Source organism: Bradyrhizobium sp., assembly GCF_035652035.1.
Taxonomy (GTDB): Bacteria; Pseudomonadota; Alphaproteobacteria; order Rhizobiales; family Xanthobacteraceae; genus Bradyrhizobium.
The window spans coordinates 84,779-103,437 of the sequence record NZ_DASREO010000031.1 but is presented as its reverse complement, the minus strand read 5'-3'; the positions used below and the strand labels follow the sequence as shown (position 1 = coordinate 103,437).

The window sequence follows — 18,659 nt, the reverse complement described above, 5'->3', positions numbered from 1 at the left end:
CTCAATGAAACATCTGCGCGGTCTGCGGCTGATAGGTCTGGCCGTTGTTGAGGAAGCGGCTGGTCTGCTCGCGCGCCTGGTCCTCGGCAGCGGCCTTGCGCGCCAGCTCCAGCGCTTCCGCCCGGGCCTGCGCCGCGACCAGCGCCGTCAGGTCCGACAATTGTCGCGACTGCACCCCAAGCAACTGGTTGCCGGCCTGTGTCGCCTGCAATTGCCCGACGGCCGACTGGCTGGCGCCGACCAGCGTGCCGGTCTGCGTCTGCGTCGCGGAGAGATTGCCGACCGTGGTGGCCCCGACATTGAGGGAGTGCTGAAAGGCGCTGAGCGAGGTCTGCCAGCGCCCTTGCGCAAGCGCGATGAGCTGTTGATCGCTCTGTGATGCATTGAAGTGCTGGTAGCTGGAGAACGCTTGGCCGATCGCCTGCACGTCGTAGGCGATGCGGTCGACATTGCGCAGGATGTTCTGCGTCTGGGTGAAGGTCTGGTCGATGGCGCTGACCAGGGAAGTCGGCAGGCTCACCAGATGTTTCGCCTGGTTGAGCAGCATCTGGGTCTGGTTCTGCAAAGCGGTCAACTGGTTGTTGATCTGCTTTAACGTGTTGGCTGCGGTCTGCAGGTTCTGCGCGTAATTCGAGGGGTCGAAGACCTGGATCTGGGCCGTGCTTGAGCCCATTGTCAGGAGAAGGGCGATCGACAGGATCGCCACGATCGAGCGGATACGAGTCATAGGGAAAGCTCCGGCGCGAGGGTGGGAAGAAGCTCGGCGGCCCAGGCGATGTCCTTGCGGGCGAGCCACGCCGCGGCGAAGCCATCGCGGCCGTAAGCGGCGAGGAGATCGGCTATGGCAGCCTGGTCGGATTTGGAGGAGGCGGCAGTGAAGGCGAGCGCAGCCTCGCCAAGGCCGAGCTCGAACAGGCGGTTGCCGCGCCGCGACTGGCAGTAATAATCTCGCTTCGGTGTGGCGCGGCTGATGATCTCGATCTGGCGGTCGTTGAGGCCGAACTGGCGATAGACCGCCATGATCTGCGGCTCGATCGCGCGCTCGTTCGGCAAGAACAGCCGCGTCGGGCAGCTCTCGATCAGCGCGGCCGCGATCGCGCTGCCGGCGACATCGGCGAGCGATTGGGTCGCGAACACCACCGAGGCGTTCTTCTTGCGCAAGGTTTTCAACCACTCCCGCAACTGCTCGGCAAAGCCGGTATCGTCCAAGGCCAGCCAGCCCTCGTCGATGATGAGCAGCGTCGGCGCGCCGGAGAGCCGCCCTTCGATGCGGTGGAACAGATAGGACAGCACCGCCGGCGCCGCGCTGCTGCCGATCAGGCCTTCGGTCTCGAACGCCCGCACGCGGGCCTGGCCTAACCGCTCGGCTTCGGCGTCAAGCAGCCGGCCGAACGGACCGCCGAGGCAATAGGGGCGCAACGCCTGCTTCAGCGTGCTCGATTGCAGCAATACGGCGAGTCCCGTCAGCGTGCGTTCGCCGGATGGGGCCGAGGCAAGGGAGGTCAGCGCTGTCCACAAATGCTCCTTGGCTTCCGGTGTGACGGTGAGGCCCTCACGGGTCAGGATCGCCGCCACCCATTCCGCGGCCCAGGCGCGCTCCGCTGCTTCATCGATCGCAGCGAGCGGCTGCAAGGCGACGGCGTTCGAATTGTCGTCGGACAGCGCGCCGCCGAGATCATGCCAATCTCCACCCATGGCGATGGCCGCGGCGCGGATGCTGCCGCCGAAATCAAAGGCGAACACCTGAGACCCTGCATAGCGGCGGAACTGCAGCGCCATCAGCGCCAGCAGCACCGACTTGCCGGCACCGGTCGGCCCGATGATCAACGTGTGGCCGACGTCGCCGACATGAAGCGAGAACCGGAACGGGGTCGAGCCCTCGGTCTTGGCGACAAACAAGGGGGGTGCACCGAGGTGCTCGTCCCGTTCCGGCCCCGCCCACACCGCGGACAGCGGAATCATGTGGGCGAGATTGAGCGTCGAGATCGGCGGCTGCCGGACATTCGCGTAAGTCTGGCCGGGCAGGGAGCCGAGCCAGGCCTCGATCGCGTTGACGGTTTCGACGATGCAGGTGAAGTCGCGGCCCTGGATGACCTTTTCCACGAGCCGCAGCTTCTCGTCGGCGGTGCGCGGATCGGCGTCCCAGACCGTGAGCGTCGCTGTGACATAGGCCTCGCCGATCGTGTCGCTGCCGAGTTCCTGCAGGGCGGCGTCGGCATCGAGCGCCTTGTTAGCCGCATCGGTGTCCAGGAGTGTCGTGGCTTCATTGGTCATGACCTCCTTGAGGATCGACGCCACTGACTTGCGCTTGGCGAACCATTGCCGCCGGATCTTCGTCAGCAGCCTGGTAGCGTCGGTTTTGTCGAGCATGATCGCCCGCGTCGCCCACCGGTAAGGAAAGGCGAGCTGGTTGAGCTCGTCGAGCACGCCGGGAAACGTCGCGGTCGGAAATCCGATCACCGAAAGCGTGCGCAGATGCTGGCTGGCCAGCCGCGGCTCGAGCCCGCCGGCCAGCGGCTCGTCGACCAGGAGCGCATCGAGGTGCATTGGCACTTCCGGCACGCGCACGCGATGGCGTTTGGTCGAGATGCAGGAATGCAAGTAAGTCAGCGTCTCGGTGTCATCGAGCCAGGCGGCATCGGGCACAAAACCCTCGACGAGTTGCAGCACCCGCGAGGTGCGGTCGATGAAGCCGCGCAACACCTCGCGGCCGTCGACGCCGCCCTTGGCACGCCCCTCATAGAGCCAGGCTTCCGCGCGAGCGGCGTCTTCCGCTGGCGGCAGCCAGCACAGCGTCAGATAATACGCGCTCTCGAAATGCGCGCCTTCCTCCTCGAATTGCGCTTTGCGTTCGGCGTCGACCAATGCGGAAACCGCGTCCGGAAACCGGCTCTCGGGATAGCGGTTGGCGGCATCGCGCTGCGCCTCGACGAAGATTGCCCAGCCTGAGCCCAATCGTCGAAGCGCATTGTTGAGCCGCGCCGTGGTGCCGATCAGCTCGGCCGGCGTAGCGGAATCGAGGTCAGGACCTCTGAATCGAGCCGTGCGCTGGAAGCTGCCATCCTTGTTGAGCACGACGCCTTTGGCGACCAGCGCGGCCCATGGCAGATAGTCAGCCAGCAGAGCAGGGCGCTTGCGATATTCAGCGAGGTTCATCATCGCTTGCCTCATGATCCGAGATGGGTCGGGTAGCGCAGGTGCCGGCGCACCACGTCGACGAACTGGGCGTCGCGCTTGGTGGCCCATACGGCCGCGGCATGGCCGGCGGCCCACAACAGAAGCCCGGGGATCCAGAGCCGCAGGCCCAGCGCGATCGCCGCCGCGAGCGTGCCGTTGGCGATGGCAACCGTGCGCGGCGCGCCGCCGAGCAGGATCGGGTCGCTCAGCGACCGATGCACCGGCGCATGGAAGCCGGCAATGTTGTCTGAGGCCTCGCTCATCCGACCACCGCGCCGCCGCCGAAGGAGAAGAAGCTCAGGAAGAACGAGCTCGCCGCGAACGCGATCGACAGCCCGAACACGATCTGGATCAGGCGCCGGAAGCCGCCCGACGTGTCGCCAAAGGCGAGCGACAGGCCGGTGGTGATGATGATGATCACCGCGATGATCTTGGACACCGGCCCCTGCACGGAATCGAGGATCTGCTGCAGCGGCTGCTCCCAGGGCATGTTGGAGCCGGCGGCGTAAGCTGGAGCCGAGGCGAGGGCCGCTATGACTGCGGTCGGCAATCTGAAAACGCGTCTGATCATGAAGGGTCACCTGCTGAAGAGGTTTCGGGAGTCGTAGAATCGAGCACGTAGTCGCCGTTGGGTGCGAGCTCGCGCACGGCGGCAAGCTCGGCCACGCGTCGCTCAGAGCCGCGGCCGACGAGCACGACGACGACATTGATGGTCTCGGCGATTAGCGCACGCGGCACCGTGATGACCGCTTCCTGAATCAGTTGTTCGAGGCGGCGCAATGCGCCGAGAGCGGAGCCGGCGTGGATGGTGCCCACGCCCCCGGGGTGGCCCGTCCCCCAAGCTTTCAGAAGCTCGAGCGCTTCGGCGCCACGCACCTCGCCGACCGGAATCCGGTCCGGCCGCAGCCGCAAGGACGAGCGCACCAGGTCCGACAGCGAGGCCACGCCGTCTTTGGTTCGGAGCGCGACCAGGTTCGGCGCGGCGCATTGCAGCTCGCGGGTGTCCTCGATCAGGACCACGCGGTCGGACGTTTTTGCGACCTCGGCGAGCAGGGCATTGACCAGGGTGGTTTTGCCGCTCGACGTGCCGCCCGCGACCAGCACGTTGCGGCGCCTTTCGACAGCAAGACGCAGTACATCGGCCTGGCCGCGCTGCATAATGCCCGAGGCGACGTAATCATCGAGTGTGAACACGGCGACAGCGGGCTTCCGGATGGCGAAGGTCGGCGCGGCGACAACCGGCGGGATTAATCCTTCGAAGCGTTCACCGGTTTCCGGCAACTCGGCCGATACGCGCGGCGCGGCTGGATGCACTTCGGCACCGACATGGTGCGCAACCAGTCGGACGATGCGCTCGCCATCGGCGGGCGACAGCCGCTCGCCCGTATCCTCGAGCCCACCCTTCAGACGATCGATCCAGAGCCGGCCGTCCGGATTGAGCATGACCTCGACGATGGAGCCGTCCTGAAGGAAGGACGCGATGGCCGGGCCGAGCGCCGTGCGCAGCATGCGTGCGCCGCGTGACACCGTCTCGTTGTTGCGCTCAGTCCCGGCCATCCTCGTCCCCCAAGTCGTTCGAGCAAATGCACCGAACCTCGGGGACGAATAGAAAAGGCATGATCACGCGCGCCGCAACAAGGGACTTGATGCGGGCGAAGGACCGCGCAGATAAACTTGCGATCGGCGAAGTTGCCGAGTTGGTCTGCACCGCTTGAGGTACGACGCGAGCTTTGAATCGCATCCGCACAGAAGACGCGGAGTGAGCAGTATAGCTGCCGGGGCGCCAGTAATTATGCGCGATCCTGCGCGATTGCGCGAGCCCGACGCGCGAGCCGTTGCGTCCTGATCGTTTGCCTGTTCTTTTCCTGAAATCACTTCGTGGGGACAGAGAAACGACAATGCCATACATCGAGGCCGCAGGCGCGAGGCTGCATGTTGAAGAACACGGCGACGGGTATCCAATCATTTTCGTGCATGAGTTGGGATCCGATCTCCGGCAATGGGAAGACCAGGTTCGCTACTTCTCGCGCGCCTATCGCTGCGTCGCGTACAACGCCCGTGGCTATCCGCCGAGCGACGTTCCCGAGGATCCGACAGCCTACGGCTGGGAGCGCTCGGTCGATGACATCGCTGCCGTCATGAACGGGCTTGGCATCGATCGCAGCCACGTTGTCGGACTGAGCATGGGAGCCTATGCTGCTTTGCAGTTTGGGCTGCGCTATCCCCAACGCGTCAGCGCGATTGTCGCCGCGGCCGCAGGATCGGGTTCATCGCCCTCCGGCCGTCACGCCTGGTTGAGAGAGACGTCGATCTTGGCGCGCGCGTTCGCCGAGCGCGGTCCGGCCACGATCGCCGAAAAAATCGCAACCAGCGCGGCTCGTATCCAACTCAAATACAAGGATCCGAAGCGCTGGCAGGAATTTACCAGGCAGCTTCGCCATCAGTCAGGGCAGGGACTGTCAAACACAGTCATCCGTTGCCAGGCCCTACGACCATCCTTGCACGATCTGCGTGATCAGTTCGCCACCATGACCACCCCGGTCCTGCTTGTCGTTGGCGACGAGGATGCGGCCTGTATCGAGACCAACCTGATGCTGAAGGCGACGCTGCCAAATGCCGGCCTCTGGATATCGCCGAACACCGGCCACACCATCAATCTCGAGGAGCCTGCGGCCTTCAATGCTCACCTCGAAACCTTCCTGGGGGCCGTTGAACGCAGAATCTGGCGCCGTTCTTACACGACAGCGAAAATCGCCAGCCAGCGCCTCAGCCTCGAACACAAACCTGAAATCAACGCGCCGATCCACATCAACCACCAGCGGAGCGATGGCAACGTCATCGCTTTGCACCAGGCCAATCGTCCCGCGGACATTTCCCCCAGCGAGCTTCCACCATGAGCGCCTGACTGGCCCTCATGCTCGGTGTACGCTCAGTTATCCATAACCCCAGAGACGCGTGTATGTCCCGTGCTACCTTCAGCGGTGCGCCAAGGCCCAGGTTCCCGCTTGAGCCGTTCACCGTCCATAACTTGCGCCGGGCCGGCTGTGCGCGCGTCGAGATAGTCGGCCAGATCAGTAAGGCGAAGGGGCCGAATGACGGCCAGACGGCTCCGCAGTCCGCCGCTCGTTCTTTACCCAAGAGGTTGGCTCTGATAGCCGTTTCCTAAACAGAGATCGGGTAAGCTACCCGACCTGGAAGGGAGACGACATTGCGCTACGCCGCCACGCCGCTTGCTTGCCAGCTCACTGGTCTTTCGACCGAGAGACTTCGGGAGTGGACGAGTCGGCGCGCCCTGATCCCGGCGGACGTAAGGCCCAGACGAAAGGGCTCCCCAGCCAAATATACTTGGCAAACCATCCTCATTCTCAGGCTTGCCGTAACCCTTCGCGAACAGTTTCACATTGAGCTTCAGGCTCACAAAGGCCTATTCGATGGACTCCGCCGGGAGCTGAGAGCAAAGTCATTCATTGCCCTCTGGGGACGGAGCGTAGCGCTCGTGGGCAAGAATCGATGGATGCTTCTGGACACTGTTGACGGTCAGCCGCCAGCAGACGACGTCCTACTCCTTCGGTTAAATGCTCATCTCGAGGTGTTATCGGCGGGCTTTGCCTTGCCGGGTCCGGCTGCCGCGCTCGGTCAATTCGATCTTTTTCCTCTCCACGCGGTTGCGAGCCAGACGACAAAGAAGTCGCGGCGGCGGCTTCCGACCGATTCGGTGACAGGCGCTAAGCGGAGACGCTCGGCATGAGCTGCGTCGATTCGCAACGGCATCCGGATGGCCGGCCCTCGGGGCCCTTCACTAAAAGCTTTGTTCCTGTTATGTTCTCACTTGAAATGCGTCGAAAGGAGCAAGCGTGACCGTTACCGGGCTGCAGAACTGGCTTGAAAGACTCGGCTACGCCGCCGAGCCCGCCGTGCTGCACCGGCGCGGGGACGAAGTCCCTGAAATTCACCCCTATGCCTTGGAGATCAAGTCGCTTCTGAAGCCCGACGGGGCGATCCGGGCCCAAGCCGTTTTCGACGTTGAGGGGGTTCCGACCGTTGTTTTCGTCGGAGATGCGGACGAACCACTCTCCGGTGCTGCTCTGGACGAGATCCGCAAGCGAATCTGGAATCAGAACCTGGCCACGGTGGTGATCGAGGTCAAAGGCGACAACGCTGTCGCACGCCCTGCGCGGAAGCTTCACAATGCAGAGCAGAGGCTGACACTCGGTGAGGCTCGTCCCGACGGCCCCTTTTCCGCGTTCGATGTTGCATCGGCCAACCTGTCCCGTCGTGCGCCGAACTGGTTCGACATTAAAGCCCGCGTTGACCGCAAGCTCCTGGCCAATCTGTCGACCGCCGTCGTCAAGCTTTCCAAGGCTGGATTTCGTGCGGCAACCGGTCCGGAACTGCGGCGCCGGCACGCCGAGTTGTTGATGGGGCAGGTGCTCTTCATTTCATATCTGGAACATCGCGATATCGTCGGAGCAACCTATCGTCAAAGGCGCAATGTCGAGCAACTTCATGCACTAGTCAGTCAAAGCAACCGCAATGGCGTTCGCGCGCTCATCGACTCGCTTCGTCAGGATTTTAACGGGGACTTTCTCGGCGGCGACCGGCATGACCCGTGGGCGGCACTGAACGTGGAAGGGTTTGAACTGCTTGATCAGTTCTTGCTCCGCACCGACATGACCACAGGGCAGGGTGATTTCTGGAACTACGATTTCAGCTACATCCCGGTTGAATTGCTCTCTGGTCTCTACGAGTCGTTTCTGTCTGCAGATCAAAAGGCGAAAGAAGGCGCCTACTACACACCGCGTCATCTCGCCATGTTGGCGGTGGATCAAGCGTTCGTCACTTCTGCCGATCCTCTGTCGGAGACGATCTTCGACGGTGCGTGTGGCTCCGGAATTCTACTCACAACGGCCTATCGGCGTCTCATCGCGCTATCGGAAGCGCGCGACGGCCGACAGCTCAGCTTCAAGGAACGTCGGGATCTTCTGACCAGCCGCATATTCGGCGCCGACATCAACCTGATGGCCTGCCGCGTTACGGCATTCAGCCTTTATCTGTCGTTGTTGGAAGGCCTCGATCCGGCCGATATCATGGAGGCGCAGGAACGCGAAGGCGTGAAGCTGCCGTCGCTGGATGGTAGCAACCTTCGGCATGGCCCAACGGCAGACTTCTTTGGCCCCAAGCACGGCTTCGCCGACAAGCGCTTCTCTCTCATCATTTCCAATCCTCCCTGGGCGGAGCCCGAGGGTGAAGACGTCACGTCAGCAGACACCTGGGCAGAACGCGCCGGCGCTCCGTTTGTCCGGCGTCAAATCGCCGGCGCATATGCGCTGAAGGCGCGCGATTTCCTAGCTGAGCAGGGGCGCGTTTGCCTCATCCTGCCGATCGGCCAATTTTTGGGCCAGTCGAGCGCCTCGTTTGTTTGCCATCTGCTTCAGTCGTATCGGCCCGTCCGCCTCATCAACTTTGGTGATCTTCAAGGGTTGTTGTTCCCGACCGCTGAAAACACCTGCCATGTATTTCTAGGAATACAGCGCGGCAAAGTGGCAAGGACGTCCATCCCGTTCGGCGAAACCTTCGATTACTGCGTGCCGAAGGCCGACATGAGTCTCGCCTTCGGACGCCTGACCATGCGGTCTGCCGATCGGCACGTTTTGCAAACCCGATCGGTTGCCCAAGATCCGCAATTGCTCGTCACGCTGATGTGGGGCGACGCCAACGACATGGCGCTGTGGACCCGCCTGACCGCATGCGGGACGTTCAGCGATTTCTGGAAGGGGCCACGTGAGTTCCGAAAGTGGGTAAACCGCAAAGGCATTCATCTCAACGACAAGAGCCGGGATGCCGTCAGCGCCAGCCGGCTTCGCAAAATGCGATTCATCCCGGTACCCGCATTGAGCGCAGGCTCGCCTGTTCTCCATACCGATCTCTTAAGGCCTTGGCCGAGCAAGCAGACCACGGTCGTCGGTCTCAACGATGAGGTAATGGCTGTTTTCGATGGTCCTCGTGTGCTCTTCCCAGACGGCTTTTCGAAGCAGGAGCATACCGTGCGGGCCGTCTTTTATAACGGCCCCGCCAGCTTCACCCACAGCATCGGCGTCATTTCCGGGCCTTCGTCAGATGCGGCGCTCCTGCAGTTTGCCGCGATCTTTCTGCGATCCAAGCTTGCTCGTTACTTTCTCATGATGCGCGGCTGGAAGATGCTCTGCGAGCGCAACGGCGTTCACTTGGCTGACGTCGAGACGTTCCCCTTTTTCGATATTGAGGCTGCACCTGACCCGAAGGCGGCTAAGGCTGCACTCGCGAAGATTGCCGGCTATATGCAAGAGCTCACCGATCTGCCGGAGCTCGATCAACGCCGCCGCTACGCCGAAATACAAGACGCGCTCGACAAGGCCGTATTTAAGTATTTCGGCTTGGTCGAGAGTGAACAGGCGCTCGTTCGGGAAACCGTCGACATCCTGATGCCCTCGATACGGCCGCGAAGCTTCAAAAGCCTAGATACGCCGGCTCAGGCCACCGCGGGCTTGAAGGATTTCCAGACCTACAGCGACGCGCTGGCCGCATCATTGACCAACTGGCGTGAACGGACAGGTGGCGGAGGTCGGTTTCATGTCGCCGTCGTAGCCAGCGATCCAGTTCGCGAAGGACCGTCAGGAATCGTGCGCGTGAGCTACACCAGTGAAGTGACCGCATCAGCAGTCGCCAGCGCTGAGCTTAACGATGATCTCGTTCTTGCCACGCTTACGCGACTCCGCGGTGCAGGGCTGTCAGCGATTCCGACGGGCGATGCACTCCAACTTATTCCGGACGCCCATGTCTGGATTGACGGTGCCCTCTATCTGGTTCGGCCACTGGCTCGACGCAGTTGGACGGTGCGCCAAGCGCTTCGTGATGCCGAACATATCGTCCGATCTGTTCAAAGCCGGGAGTCGCCCAGAATCCGCCCGGAGGTCGCGTGATACCCGGAGACGATTGGCTTGCCGCTTTCCCGATTCGCCCAGCGACAGAAGCCGTCGACGCGCTGCGAGAAAGCTGGCGAATCCTCGCCGAAAGACCGAGAGCCCATTTTCATCCGGGCATGAAAGAACCCGCGCTCACCAAGGCGTTGAAGGCTTATGTCGAGAATGTTACCGCGCGGGAGCGCGGTCTGCTTGGCATGTGGGCTGCTGAGGGTGTTCTCCACGATATCGACATGGAGACCGCAAAACTTACCCAGGAACGCCGCACGGACATTGTCTACGGGTGGAATGACGACACGCGCCGCATCGAACTCGTGTTTGAATTCAAGAAAGTCGGCCGTCAGAAGAGTCATCGGACCCATTACCTTCGAGAGAACGGATTGGGGCGCTTCGTCACCGGTATCTATAGCCGTCGACAAGCCGTCGCGGCCATGGTCGGCATCTTGATCGATCCAGAAAACGAGGTCGTCCCGCCGTTGCGCGACGCACTCACCGATCTGAGCCTTGCTGCCGAGTTAAAGATCAGGCGGACTGCCGCGGGGGGCCCCTATGAGCGGCCATCGACATTGTTTCCTGCCGCGGATTTCGACACGGAGCACGAGCGCGATGCCGATCTGGCACCGAGCCATGGCACGATCCGCGTAGCTCACTTCTTTTTGGCTTTCGGGTATCCCGGGAACACGAAGAAAACGGCAAAATCCCGGAATTAGATCGACCGCGCTCGATCGCGAGGCGTTGGGATGCGACGGGCTTGCTGGATCGCCTGGAGACATTGAATCCAGGCGGTCAGCAGGTCGCTATCCCCGACAGGTGATATAATTTCGTGATTTTGAGGGTGGCGTGCCACATGGAAGTGGCGCAGGAGGGCTTGCTCCATGCGAAAGGCGTCGAATGCCGTATCCCAGATCTCATGATAGACCGTGCGGTATCGCAAGCCCCCGATGATGGGCATGGCCGACTGGTTGAATTGCTGCTCCCGTTGTTTCCAGTCAAAAGCCCAACCGATCTTGAACGCGGGCTCCATTGCCCCTTCAAGTCTCATGGCGTAGGTGAAGGCTGGCGCCCGGCGCACGTGCATTACGCCTCTGCGCATGGTAGATGGCGGAGGTGCTACCTTCCGCCGCGCTGCTTCGATGCCATCGACCCGAACGCGGGCGCGAAACGGACTGAGGAGCGCTACGGGCTCGCGGGGCAAACGGAAAATGGCATCCGTTTCGTCAGAGAACAACGGGACGATGCCTTGCGCCGAATCCATGTGGAATTGCCGCGAGGAAATGTCCGCCAGCGCGGTTCTCGGTTCGGTAAATCGCCAAGCCGCGCGGAGTTCAAGGCCAAACGGCCAGCGGTAGTTCCCCTGTTCGTCGCGATCTACCGCGCGCACCGTTTCGACGTCAAAATAATCCAGCGAACTGACGATGACCGTGGAAGGCTCCATGAGGCCGAGAATCTTGCCGCGTTCGTCTTCCGGTGTGTTCTCGCCGAATGTGCCGACGATGGCCACGAGATCCCGGGGCTGGAGCAGGCCCCGCGCGCGATCTCGAAATCCCGCCAGGCTGAATTGGAGGGGACCGCAGGGCACGCCGAAGCCCCAAGTCTTGGTCATGTACATCGTCACGAAGACCGTCCGCTCAGTCTTTCATGCTCGCCGATCAGAAAGGTGAGGTAGCTGCGGGCGAGATTGCAATACAGTCGAGCCTCATTGATCTGCAGGGCGATACCGTCACGCAGATCGACGCCATGACGAACGCCGCCCCCAGTCGGTGAAGATAGATAGCCGTGGAGCGTCATCATCCATTGCAGGATGTGATCTTGATGGTTGCTGCGGCCGTGTGACTTCAATTCTGCAATAATCTTGTTGAAGTATCGACCCTGAATCGATCCATCGAGGATCTCGGCGCTTCGAAATGCAGTCGATACTGTTTCAAGAAGCCACAGCACGTCCTGGACAGCCTGCCGGCCCTTGCCCTCAGCGAGCGCTCGTTCGGAGGCGTCAAGAGCGGCCTCGATCAGTTCGTGAGCCTGGGCGTCAAGTGAGGGAGCCTGCTCGGGCACCGAAATCGGAATGTGCGTTCGCGTCGCCACCAGATTTGGAGGATCGAGTTGATAGCCGGCATTGTGTTCGGTGAGAATGCGGTTGATGCGCGCGGCGTCCGGAAGCGCCATGTCATGGTTTCGCTGTCTCAGTTGTTCACACGCGGTGTAGAAGGCATCGATGAAAAGCGGTGCGTTCGCCGCAGCCTCATCCATTGACCGCTCAAGATCACTTGCTGCCCAGCTCACGTCGCTGCTTGAATGGTATGGGAGGCCCGCCGCTCCAGAGAAGGCGGATTTGAAGTGCTCGAGGATCGATTTTCGCGGGCCCTGCCCACTAATGCGGTTGATCAGGTCGAGAAACTCGCCGATGACGCCGGGGGCGATGGGGCCAGGACTGTCGAACCGCCATTGGTGATCGAACATAAGCATGGCCGGCTAATCCCTTCCTTCCGACTTTTCGATATCCCATTCGAACAATCTCTCCTCGACCATCAGCATAACGGCGCGATTGAGCGCCGCACGCTCGTCCTCCGTGACAACATGATCGGGGTGCCGCTCTTCAAGATCCAAGTTTAATTCCTCGATCAGTCGGATCATCATATAGAGATGGAGCGCAAAGGATCTGCGCGCGAGTCCCTCATCGGCTTCAGGGAAGTAGCGCGTCATGTGGGTCGGGCCGGGCAGATCATCTGTTGGACCGTTCCACAATGTGACGCTCTCAATGATGTCGTGCCTAGACACATGCGCCGCCGCGGACAGATCGCCGTACAATCGCCGTAGCGATTCCTCCAGGGCCATGACATTTGGGGAGCTGTTCGGCCTGCGGCGTCCATCCCGGACCGCCCCGAGTTGCGCGAGAATTTCCAGTTCTTGCCGTAACAGCGCATGCGCCTGGAGGTAGCGGGCCTCTTCGATCGCACTTTCGCACGCAGTCAATCCGATTACGAACGCGGCGAAGAGCGCGTTGCGTTGCTCCGAGGTAGCGGTCGCAGATGTCACTATGGCGTTGGTGCGTAGCAAGCAGGCTGCCAACACCCTGGCCACAAGAAGGTGAACGCCGATCAACGGTCCATAAGCCTCTTTGGTTTTGGCCCGGGCCTTTTCGCCGAACATCTTCTGGACACCGTAAAGCAACGCCGCCGGATCAATGCGTTTGATGTCCTCAAACGACCCTGAGTCACTATCTGCCGTCTGCGCCATATATCCCCACCTGCGCGTATCGTGAGCAGCGACAATAGACCTATTCCGCGCCTGTCACCCCCGAGCGGTTTTCCGCCGGTCGGTAATACTCTGCCGCGCGTGGTTTCACGGCGGCCAGAACCTCCCGCATTCGTAAAGGTTCAGCCGGTCTCGCTCATTCCCCACCGCTGTTGTCGCCAGCAACATTATATCCAGTATATCAGTCGTTTAGTGAGCATTTCGCCGTCAAGAGAAACGTTTACGAAACGTTTCTTGATTTCTGAGAAACGTTGTGCAATACGCTATGATCGAGAAGGAGGCGGATATGAGCCGCGATGCTGCTGCCGTTGGGAAGCACCTTGCCGGGTTGCGCGAGCAAGCGGGCCTGAAACAAAACGAACTCGCCAAAAACGTCCAATGGAGCGCGGCGGTGTTGTCGCGCGTCGAGGCTGGAGAGCGCCCGCTCGCCGATGATGAACTCGACATCATCCTTGAAGGTATCGGGACGCCTGAAGCCGCGCGGCTCAAGGAGATTCTGGCGCGGCAGTGGCATCGGTTGCCCGAACCAACACTCGGCGATGCGGACGCCGATCTCTTGTGGGAGGCTGAGGAGGTCGCTCAGGAAATCCATGCGCTCGCCGAGCAACCTGATGTCAAGCAGCTCTTCGAGCGCCGGCTCGTCCGCTATGAGGAGGAGATGTCTACGGCCGCGCAGCGCGTGCTCGACAAGCGCTTCCGCGTCGCCTTCATGGGAACGATTGGTGTTGGCAAATCCACCGGCATTTGCCGCATTGAGCAACTGGAGCTGCCAAGCGCGAAGGGTATGCCTACGGCCGTGCTTGAGACCGGTACGGGCGGCATTACCATCTGTGATGTGCACATCCGCAAGGGCCCTGGCTACGGGTTGATCATCGAGCCGTGCAGCGAAGACGAAATCCGCCACCATGTGACGGATTTTGCCAACTCGCTGTTGAATCCTGCCAAAGCCGGCGACAACGAAGAGGAGGAGGCGGGCTCGGGCTCACCCGGCATCTCGCGCGAGATTGATCGTGCCTTGCGCAGCATGACCAGTTTGCGGCGGCGCCGCTCCGAGCGAAAATCTGACGGCACGGTCATTCCAGCGAGCGACGAGGCGCGCGACCTTGCCGCGAGCGTGGCGGATGCCAAGGCGCTGTCCGTCGAAATTCTCGCGCGCATGGAGCTTCACAAGCGTGATCGCCGTGACCTCTGGCACGACGCCAGCAGCGGCAAGCCGCCGCTTGCCTGGCTGCAGGAGAACTTCGAGAAGATCAACAATGGTCGCCACCCGGAATTCACGGTGCCCAAGCGCATTGAAGTCGTCGTGCCGACGGCCATCCTCGGCGACGACACGGTAACGGTCACGCTTGTGGATTCGCGTGGCATCGACGATCTTGCCGCGCGCGCTGATCTTGAGCAGCATTTCGACGATGCGCATACGCTTGTCATGCTGTGCACGCTTTTCGCCCAGGCGCCATCGACGGAAATTCGACAATTGCTGACGCGCGCCAAGGAGGCAGGCGTTCGCACCCTTGGCACACAGGCTGCGATCCTCGCCCTACCCCGGGTGGGTGAGGCCCTTTCAGTGAAATTCGAGGGCGAGCTAGCGCAAACCGAACAGGAGGGCTACGATCTGAAGGGGGACGAGGTGCGGCTCAAGCTTCATCCGCTTGGCCTCGACCATCTGCCGATCGCGTTCTTCAATTCCGCGTCCGATGATCCCGCGACCCTTCGCGCCTTCATTGCCGAACGCATCGATGCCATCCGCGAAACCCACCGCGCGGCGTTGCGCGAGATCATCGCCGGCGCCAGGGACTTGCTCGTCAATTATGAGAAGGAGCAAGCGGAAGAGACGCTGCGAACCGCCGCCCGGCGTCTCGCGATCTGGCTAAAAGACAACACTGATCTGCCGCGGTCGGCATCCCGGCGTGTGCACGACAGTCTTCTGTCGACGACGCGGGCGGCGCACTGGAAGACGGTCTACGCGACCATCAGTCGACGAGGCGGCTGGCCGAACCTCGACTATGCGCATCAGCTCAGCCACGGCGCGCGCCGCATCGCCACGCACGTGGTCGAAGAAAAGCTCGACGGTTTCAAGACGATCGCCACGAGCGTTCTCAGCGATGACGAACTCACCGACGCCCACAATCTTGCCCGGCAGGCCGTTCGCACACTTGAAGCGGGCTTTGATGAAATCATTCGTAACGCGCAACTGGTCGGCGAAAGCATCTACGCCGACGATCTGCGCGAGGATCTCGAATTCTGGCGCGCCTGCAGTGCCATCGCGGGCCGGGGATATAAGGACCGCGTCAACAAGCGCAATCAGCAGTGGTTCGAGGACGAACGCCACAGCGAGGCTGATGCGCGCGTCATGGAATTGGTGGCGCAAAAGTGGAGCGAAGCCGTGGCGGAGGTCCGGGCTTTGCTGCCGGAGGGCTAAAGCCGATGGCTTACCTGTCGCAAATTGAGGCCGCTCTTTTTCTTGGCCTAAAGGTCGAGACGGTCGCATACCTGTCCAAGACCTGCCCGAAAACCGGTGAGACTCGTAAGCTTAAATTCGTGAATTCGGAGGCAGGTAAGACCTACGACGAAGCCGAACTGGAGGCCTACCGGAGTTATCTGAACGAGCCGTGGCCGCTGCCAGCGAAAGGCACGCGGCCGTCGATTCCGAAGGCAATCCGCGACGACATCAAGGAAGAGTCACATCATGGTTGCGCGATCTGCGGGCACATGGACAATGGCGAGATCGCGCACATCGAGGCAGTGGCGGGTACGTTGAATAACGCGCCCGGCAACCTCATCTATCTCTGCCCCAACCATCACACCAAGTATGACCTCGGTTACAAGGTCAAATCGAACGTCACCGCTGAGGAGATCAAGGCCGCAAAGCTCTTGAAGCAGAACGCGCGCCGCCGTGTCATGAAATACGAGGCGTTCGCAACCAAATCGCTTATTTGCTTGATCCAGTTTGTCCGCACTCTGGAACGGAGCATCGCCTCGGCCGAAACTGACAATCTCAAGACCATTCATCTTGCGGAATTGACCAGCCTTATGGCGGCCGTGCCGGAACTGACTAAGGCCGCCGAAGCAGAGGCGAAGACGGACAAGCTGATGACCAAGCCAGAGAGGGCGTTTGTCAAGATCGCACCGAAGCTGGCGGCAATTTCCGCCGCAGTGCCAGGCAAGCAGAACGAGAAGGCGGTCCGCGATAAGGCTAAAAAGCTAGTCGCGCAAGTTGAGGATGTGCTGGTTGACCTTGATGAGGTTGATTGTCCTCATTGCGCGGGTCGGGGACTGACTGGCCTCGTTGGCGACTTCTGCCGCTATTGCCGGGGCTCGTGCTTCGTGAGCACGGCCAAAGCCGATGCTTACGACCCCGACGATATTGATGAAATCGAGTGCCCGCGCTGCCATGGGCGCGGTACCACTGGCCTGGTGTCCGATCTTTGCGCTTATTGCCGGGGCTCATGCATGGTGTCGCACGCCAAAGCCGAGGCCTACGAAGCCGATGACATCGACGAGATGGACTGTCCCCACTGCAACGGAAACGGCACGACTGGGCTGGTCAACGATCTCTGCGCCTACTGCCACGGCTCGTGCGTGGTCAGCCAGGCGAGGCACGACGCGTATGATCCGGCCGAGATCGACGAGGTCGATTGCCCGCATTGCAATGGCCGAGGCACCACGGGCCTGGTCAACGATATTTGCAAGCTTTGCGGCGGCTCCTGCGTCGTCAAACAGGCCCGGTTTGAAGCCTATGATCCTGACAAGATCGATGAGGTTGAATGTCCGCGCTGTGGCGGCAAAGGCACCACAGGCTTTAACGGCGATCTCTGCGGGCTGTGTAAGGGGTCATGCGTGGTGACGGATGCAAAAGCCGATGCCTATCGGCGCAAGTACGAGCGGTAACTGACGTCATGGATATTGACGATCCCATCATCGTTCAACGTCGCGAGCAGGTTAAGGCCCACCATGGAGGACGTCGCATCCGAACGGTGCTCTTGCAGCACCCGCACCGCGAGGGGTATCCTTATAAAGCGGCTCCCCATCGGCGGCTTCGGTTTCGAAAGCGGCCTATCCCAAAGCACGTTTGAACAGTGAGCGCCGCCTTAGCCCGGAGCGGGCTTCAAAGAGGTACGCCATCGGATGCTTTTTCAGGATGGCTTCCCGCTCCTTGAGATACTTGTTCCGCACTCGGATGAGGCCGCCAACGGCCACGGAAGCCCCGCCAAGCGTTGTGACGCCCTCAAGCGGCAACGGAGCGCCCGCAAGCCACGTCGCCGCCGTTCCCACGCCGGCGACCACGGTTGCGATGATTTCGTTGGATGCGACCACATCCCTTCGTGCAAAGCCGAGTTCGGTCCTAAGGTCTTTCAGATCGCGTTTCATATCATCGGCAAATTGCCGCTGGATCTCCTTTGCGTCCGCCTTCGTCGTCTTGGTATTTGCAAGGCGAACGAGGTAGGTCTCAAGGCTCTCTAGATAACGATGGCGCAAAGCGCGAAGTGAACTGGATTCCTTTTCTTCGCGGGTTCTCAGCCGGATCAGTGCTTTCAAATCAACCTTCGACGCATCGATAACGTTCAGGCCGACCGGCACGAGCTGGGCGTAAGCGTCCGCTTTCTTGACTTCAGGCATGCCGGGATGGTTGCCAAGGAGCCCGGCGACTGTTGCATAGGCGTCGCCACGGTCGGTGACACGGCTCCGCGTCGTTCCCGCACAGCAGTCGGCCAGGATCGACATCACCGTGAGCCCGGCATATTCCGTCAAGGGATAGTCGGAATTATCGGGAACCTTGCCCGCCAGCCGCGCCGTGTGCAGGATCTTCCATGATTCCGGGAGCAGCTTTTCGGGATACATTTCATAGGGCTCTTCCGGGCCCCAACTATGCAGCCTCCGGAGGCCACGGTTCAGGTAAAATTGCCCCGGTAACCGCCGCTTTACAAATTCCTCGAGCCGCAGATGCGCCTCTCGCTTTTCGTCAGGGCCGGGGCAGTGCGCCGTACCGATAAGCTCCATCGCTTCGGCGATGTCGCGCTCTCGATAATCCGGACGGAAATGATCCCAAGGCACGATATATTCCAGCCGGTCCCACAGAAGGAGCGCCGTCTTGATCAGGCCTGCGTTCCGGATGCGCGTATGCGGATAATAAAGTGCACTTCTCATCGCCTTCCCCCATTGGCTGGGGTGCATCCTAGAGCGTCAGTCCGGTTGCTGTACAACTAAAACAGGGTGGCCCCGGGCAATTGCGAAAGTAAGGAGTTTGTCGGGCTCCCGAGACAAATGCATCAG

14 protein-coding genes are annotated in these 18,659 nt (G+C 61.2%); 5 read left to right on the top strand and 9 right to left on the bottom strand.

What is annotated here, in order from left to right; all coding sequences use genetic code 11:
- Position 1 precedes the first annotated feature (1 nt).
- From trbJ to trbB, 5 genes are read right to left on the bottom strand one after another with little or no spacing between them, the layout of a single operon-like run.
- On the bottom strand, positions 2-727 hold the full coding sequence (trbJ, locus tag VFB05_RS11240; protein WP_325012181.1) for a P-type conjugative transfer protein TrbJ: 726 nt from the start codon (positions 725-727) through the stop codon (positions 2-4).
- Complete coding sequence (trbE, locus tag VFB05_RS11235) at positions 724-3,159, bottom strand: conjugal transfer protein TrbE (protein ID WP_325012179.1); 2,436 nt, start codon at positions 3,157-3,159, stop codon at positions 724-726. The genes trbJ and trbE overlap by 4 nt, the downstream gene beginning before the upstream one ends.
- A gap of 8 nt (positions 3,160-3,167) precedes the next feature.
- A complete protein-coding gene (locus tag VFB05_RS11230) occupies positions 3,168-3,440 on the bottom strand; it encodes a VirB3 family type IV secretion system protein (RefSeq protein WP_325012177.1) in 273 nt (90 codons plus the stop codon).
- Positions 3,437-3,748 carry a TrbC/VirB2 family protein gene (locus VFB05_RS11225; protein ID WP_325012175.1) on the bottom strand — a complete coding sequence of 104 codons (312 nt, stop codon included), beginning with the start codon at positions 3,746-3,748 and terminating at the stop codon, positions 3,437-3,439. Before VFB05_RS11225 ends, VFB05_RS11230 begins: the two co-directional genes overlap by 4 nt.
- Positions 3,745-4,734, bottom strand: a complete 990-nt coding sequence (gene trbB / locus VFB05_RS11220; protein WP_325012173.1) for a P-type conjugative transfer ATPase TrbB — start codon at positions 4,732-4,734, stop codon at positions 3,745-3,747. The genes VFB05_RS11225 and trbB overlap by 4 nt, the downstream gene beginning before the upstream one ends.
- Positions 4,735-5,012: 278 nt before the next feature.
- Here trbB and VFB05_RS11215 point away from each other — a divergent pair, with 278 nt between their 5' ends.
- From VFB05_RS11215 to VFB05_RS11205, 3 genes are all read left to right on the top strand, one after another.
- The gene (locus tag VFB05_RS11215) at positions 5,013-6,074 is read left to right on the top strand and encodes an alpha/beta hydrolase (RefSeq protein ID WP_325012171.1); all 1,062 of its coding nucleotides are present in this window, start codon (positions 5,013-5,015) and stop codon (positions 6,072-6,074) included.
- Between the two features lie 957 nt (positions 6,075-7,031).
- Complete coding sequence (locus VFB05_RS11210; RefSeq protein ID WP_325012169.1) at positions 7,032-10,136, top strand: N-6 DNA methylase; 3,105 nt, start codon at positions 7,032-7,034, stop codon at positions 10,134-10,136.
- On the top strand, positions 10,133-10,846 hold the full coding sequence (locus tag VFB05_RS11205) for a Fis family transcriptional regulator (protein WP_325012168.1): 714 nt from the start codon (positions 10,133-10,135) through the stop codon (positions 10,844-10,846). The genes VFB05_RS11210 and VFB05_RS11205 overlap by 4 nt, the downstream gene beginning before the upstream one ends.
- Here VFB05_RS11205 and VFB05_RS11200 read toward each other — a convergent pair.
- The 3 genes from VFB05_RS11200 to VFB05_RS11190 are packed head-to-tail and all read right to left on the bottom strand — an operon-like array spanning position 10,843 to position 13,370.
- Positions 10,843-11,751 (bottom strand): hypothetical protein, encoded by a 909-nt coding sequence (locus VFB05_RS11200; protein ID WP_325012167.1) that lies wholly within the window; start codon positions 11,749-11,751, stop codon positions 10,843-10,845. The two genes, VFB05_RS11205 and VFB05_RS11200, sit on opposite strands and share 4 nt — an antisense overlap.
- Entirely contained in the window at positions 11,748-12,599 is an 852-nt protein-coding gene (locus VFB05_RS11195) for a hypothetical protein (protein ID WP_325012165.1), read from the bottom strand. Before VFB05_RS11195 ends, VFB05_RS11200 begins: the two co-directional genes overlap by 4 nt.
- A gap of 6 nt (positions 12,600-12,605) precedes the next feature.
- On the bottom strand, positions 12,606-13,370 hold the full coding sequence (locus VFB05_RS11190) for a hypothetical protein (RefSeq protein WP_325012162.1): 765 nt from the start codon (positions 13,368-13,370) through the stop codon (positions 12,606-12,608).
- A gap of 283 nt (positions 13,371-13,653) precedes the next feature.
- Between VFB05_RS11190 and VFB05_RS11185 the strand changes: the two genes are divergently transcribed.
- Both VFB05_RS11185 and VFB05_RS11180 read left to right on the top strand, forming a co-directional pair.
- Entirely contained in the window at positions 13,654-15,807 is a 2,154-nt protein-coding gene (locus VFB05_RS11185; protein WP_325012227.1) for a helix-turn-helix transcriptional regulator, read from the top strand.
- Positions 15,808-15,812: 5 nt separating this feature from the next.
- On the top strand, positions 15,813-17,276 hold the full coding sequence (locus tag VFB05_RS11180; RefSeq protein ID WP_325012160.1) for a hypothetical protein: 1,464 nt from the start codon (positions 15,813-15,815) through the stop codon (positions 17,274-17,276).
- Positions 17,277-17,441: 165 nt separating this feature from the next.
- On the opposite strand, the gene VFB05_RS11175 is transcribed toward VFB05_RS11180, so the two are convergent.
- A complete protein-coding gene (locus tag VFB05_RS11175) occupies positions 17,442-18,560 on the bottom strand; it encodes a hypothetical protein (RefSeq protein WP_325012158.1) in 1,119 nt (372 codons plus the stop codon).
- Positions 18,561-18,659 lie beyond the last annotated feature (99 nt).

Coding starts and splice junctions, on each gene's coding strand:
- trbJ (WP_325012181.1), bottom strand. CDS start 727: ATGACTCGTATCCGCTCGATCGTGGCGATCCTGTCGATCGCCCTTCTC.
- trbE (WP_325012179.1), bottom strand. CDS start 3,159: ATGATGAACCTCGCTGAATATCGCAAGCGCCCTGCTCTGCTGGCTGAC.
- VFB05_RS11230 (WP_325012177.1), bottom strand. CDS start 3,440: ATGAGCGAGGCCTCAGACAACATTGCCGGCTTCCATGCGCCGGTGCAT.
- VFB05_RS11225 (WP_325012175.1), bottom strand. CDS start 3,748: ATGATCAGACGCGTTTTCAGATTGCCGACCGCAGTCATAGCGGCCCTC.
- trbB (WP_325012173.1), bottom strand. CDS start 4,734: ATGGCCGGGACTGAGCGCAACAACGAGACGGTGTCACGCGGCGCACGC.
- VFB05_RS11195 (WP_325012165.1), bottom strand. CDS start 12,599: ATGCTTATGTTCGATCACCAATGGCGGTTCGACAGTCCTGGCCCCATC.
- VFB05_RS11190 (WP_325012162.1), bottom strand. CDS start 13,370: ATGGCGCAGACGGCAGATAGTGACTCAGGGTCGTTTGAGGACATCAAA.
- VFB05_RS11185 (WP_325012227.1), top strand. CDS start 13,654: ATGATCGAGAAGGAGGCGGATATGAGCCGCGATGCTGCTGCCGTTGGG.
- VFB05_RS11180 (WP_325012160.1), top strand. CDS start 15,813: ATGGCTTACCTGTCGCAAATTGAGGCCGCTCTTTTTCTTGGCCTAAAG.
- VFB05_RS11175 (WP_325012158.1), bottom strand. CDS start 18,560: ATGCACCCCAGCCAATGGGGGAAGGCGATGAGAAGTGCACTTTATTAT.